This window comes from Mitsuaria sp. TWR114 (assembly GCF_007997345.1).
On sequence record NZ_VOSR01000115.1, the window covers coordinates 1 to 3,775 of the forward strand.

Annotated in this window: 3 protein-coding genes; 2 read left to right on the plus strand and 1 reads right to left on the minus strand. The window is 67.6% G+C overall.

Features of this window, described 5'->3' with window-relative positions; translation table 11 throughout:
* Positions 1–1,518 (plus strand): ABC transporter substrate-binding protein (locus tag FUT87_RS05650; RefSeq protein ID WP_147240357.1); only part of this gene is annotated, 1,518 nt, incomplete at its 5' end.
* 128 nt (positions 1,519–1,646) lie between these two features.
* Here FUT87_RS05650 and FUT87_RS05655 read toward each other — a convergent pair.
* Complete coding sequence (locus tag FUT87_RS05655; RefSeq protein WP_175538220.1) at positions 1,647–2,354, minus strand: winged helix-turn-helix domain-containing protein; 708 nt, start codon at positions 2,352–2,354, stop codon at positions 1,647–1,649.
* 422 nt (positions 2,355–2,776) lie between these two features.
* On the opposite strand from FUT87_RS05655, the gene FUT87_RS05660 reads away from it, so the two are divergent.
* Positions 2,777–3,775: DEAD/DEAH box helicase (locus tag FUT87_RS05660; RefSeq protein ID WP_147240359.1), on the plus strand; the 999-nt coding region annotated here is incomplete at its 3' end.

The window sequence follows — 3,775 nt, forward strand, 5'->3', positions numbered from 1 at the left end:
CAGACGCTGCGCTGGGCCAGCCAGGGCGACATGCAGACGGCCGATCCGCATTCGCAGAACGAGATCGTCACCAACGCGATGAACGGCCAGGTCTACGAGCGGCTGGTCTCGCGCGACCGCCAGCTCAACCTGGTGCCGGGCCTTGCCACCGAGTGGACCCAGCTCAAGCCGACGCTGTGGCGGCTCAAGCTGCGCCAGGGCGTGAAGTTCCACGACGGCTCGCCGTTCACCGCCGACGACGTCGTGTTCTCGATCAACCGGGCGAAGGACCCGTACTCGCAGATCAGCGTCTACGCGCAGGCGGTGGGCACGCCGCGCAAGATCGACGACTTCACCGTCGAATTCCAACTCGACAAGGTCAACCCCATCTTCCTGCAGCACCTGGACACGCTGTTCATCATGAGCAAGCGCTGGTGCGAGCAGCACAACGTCGTCAAGCCGCAGAACTTCAAGGACAAGCAGGAGACCTACGCCGCGACGCATGCGAACGGCACCGGCCCCTACCAGATGACGGCGCGCGAACCCGGCATCCGCACCACCTTCAAGCGCAATCCGGCGTGGTGGGGCCAGTTCGACGGCAACGTGCAGGAGGCCGTCTACACACCGATCGCCAACGATGCGACGCGGCTGGCGGCGCTGGTCTCGGGCGAGATCGACTTCGTGCTGGATCCGTCGCCGCGCGACATCCCCAAGCTCAAGCAGACGCCGCAGGTGAAGGTCCAGGAAGGCCCGGAGAACCGCATCGTCTTCATCGGCATGGATCAGGCGCGCGACAAGCTGCTGTACGGGAAGGTGCCGGGCGACAAGAACCCGTTCAAGGACCTGCGGGTGCGCCAGGCGCTCTACCAGGCGGTGGACATCCAGACGCTGCGCACCAAGCTGATGAACGGCCTGAGCCTGCCCACCGGCGGCCTCACGCCCTCGCCGCTGGGCGCGTTCAACGACCCGCAGCTCGAGACCCGGCTGCCCTACGACCTGGCGGCGGCGCGCAAGCTGATGGCCGACGCCGGCTATGCCAACGGCTTCGAGGTCACGCTCGACTGCACCAACAACCGCTACATCAACGACGAGCGCATCTGCCTGGCGCTGGCCTCGATGTGGTCGCAGCTCAAGGTGAAGGTCAAGGTCAATGCGCAGCCGCGCGTGCTGATGTTCCCCAAGCTGGAGAAGCTGGACACCAGCCTCTACATGTATGGCTGGGGCGGCAGCATCACCGATGCCGAAGTCGCGATGACGCCGCTGATGCGCAACCGCGGCGAGAAGTCGGTGGGGCAGTACAACTTCGGCAACTGGACGGACGACAAGTTCGACCAGTTGGCCGCGCAGTCCAGCGAGGAAGCCGATCCGAAGAAACGCGAGGAGCTGATCAAGGCCGCGCTGCGGGAGTTCCGGTCGCAGGTGCACCTGATCCCGCTGCACCGCCAGATGATCCCGTGGGCGACGCGCGCCAACGTGACGGTGGTCCATCGCCCGGATAACTGGTTCGAGCTGCGCTGGGCGTCGGTCGCCGCGAAGTAAGCGCCGGTCTTTCCCGTCCCCGCCGCAGGCCACTGCCGTCTTCAGCCGCTCGGTCGAACACCCTCGCCCGCTTGCGGGAGAGGGAGGGGTGAGGGCCAGCGGCGATGGCAGTCCGCCCGCCTCTTCCTTCACCTCAACGGCGGATCAAACAGATACCCGATCCCCCGCACGGTGCGGATCAACGGCGAACTGGGGTCGTCATGCAGCTTCTGCCGCAGCCGCGAGACCATCAGGTCCACGCTGCGCTCCAGCGCGGTGACGCCGTCGCCGCGCGCCAGATGCAGCAACTCCTGCCGCTGCAGCACGCTGTGCGGTCGCTCCAGGAACGCGCGCAGCAGCTTGTATTCGCTCTGCGACAACACGACGCAGAAGCCCCCCGGCCCGGTCAGCCGGCGGGTCATCGGCTCGAGCCTGAATCGCCCGAACATCAGCACCTCCGCCGCGTCCCCTTCACGCGGCCGCAGCAAGGCCTTGATGCGCGCCTGCAACTCGCGCGGCTCGCCGTCCTTGGCCAGCACCGCATCCGCGCCGCGCTCCAGCGCCAGCACCCGCTCCAGCGTGCTGTCCTGCTGCAGCAGCACGATCACCGGCAGCCGCGAGCGCTGCCTCAAGCGCGTCAGCGCGCCCCAGCCGGCCTCCCGCGCGTCGCTCGGATCGATCAGGGCCAGGTCCACCGGCAGCAGCGGCACGCGGTCCAGCAGGGCCGGCTCGCTGCTGTCGGTGACGCGAAAGCCCCACGCCCGCATCAGGCCGGCGAATCGCAGGCGCGCATGCGGGTCGGGGTCCAGCAGCAGCAAATGGGTGCCGGCGGCAGGATCGGGAAACAAGGCGCTCATGGACAAGGGGACAAGTGGAAACACTGGCGCAAGACTATGCCGCCGCAACCCCGTCCGAAGGCCGATCAGCACGGGCCTCGCAGCCCTTTTTACCCGCGGTTTACCGCGCCGAAACACGACTGCGGGCGCCGACACGCGCGGCTGAGCGACGGCTGTCACCGAGCTTGCGCGAAGCTGTCCGCGGCCCGTGTCGATTTCGTGAGCAACGCGTGCGGAACTTGCATCCTTCCCACTTCGGGCGGGACCCTTCCCCCGGTGGAGGGACACCCCTCGGCTACAATCCCGCCCATCACCGCGGCTCAGTCTTGCCGCGGTTTTCATTTCTGAGCTCACGCTCTCCCACGGCAGCCGAAGACTGGCGCCAGGCCCCACGGGTCGGCGCGCTGCACACAAAGCCCGTCCGGGCACGAACAAAGCAGCTTATGAGTTTTGACGCACTGGGGCTCTCCCAGCCCCTGCTCCGCGCGATCGCCGATGCCGGCTACTCGACCCCCACCCCCATCCAGAGCCAGGCGATTCCCGCCGTCCTGACCGGCGGCGACCTGATGGCCGGCGCCCAGACCGGCACCGGCAAGACCGCCGGCTTCACCCTCCCCGTGCTCGAGCGCCTGTCCGCCGGCAAGCCGGTGCGCGACGCCAAGGGCCGCATCGCCATCCGCGCGCTGGTGCTGACGCCGACGCGCGAACTGGCCGCGCAGGTCGAGGAAAGCGTGCGCACCTACGGCAAGTACCTGCCGCTGACCAGCATGGTGATGTTTGGCGGCGTCGGCATGCAGCCGCAGATCGACAAGCTGCGCAAGGGCGTGGACATCCTGGTGGCGACGCCGGGCCGCCTGCTGGACCACGCGCAGCAAGGCACGCTGGACCTGTCCAAGGTCGAGATCCTGGTCCTGGACGAAGCCGACCGCATGCTGGACATGGGCTTCATCCACGACATCAAGAAGGTGCTGGCGCTGCTGCCGGCCAAGAAGCAGAGCCTGCTGTTCTCGGCCACCTTCAGCGACGAGATCAAGGCGCTGGCCGACCGCCTGCTGGACAACCCGGGCCTGATCGAGGTCGCGCGCCGCAACGCCACGGCCGACACGATCGCGCAGCGCATCCATCCGGTCGACCGCGACAAGAAGAAGGAACTGCTGGCCCACCTGATCACCAAGCACGACTGGCATCAGGTGCTGGTGTTCACGCGGATGAAGCACGGCGCCAACCGCCTGGCCGAGTTCCTGGACAAGCAGGGCATCACCGCGATGGCCATCCACGGCAACAAGAGCCAGGGCGCCCGCACCAAGGCGCTGTCGGAGTTCAAGAGCGGCGACCTGAAGGTGCTGGTGGCGACCGACATCGCCGCGCGCGGCATCGACATCGACCAGCTGCCCCACGTCATCAACTACGAGCTGCCCAACGTCGCCGAGGACTACGTGCAC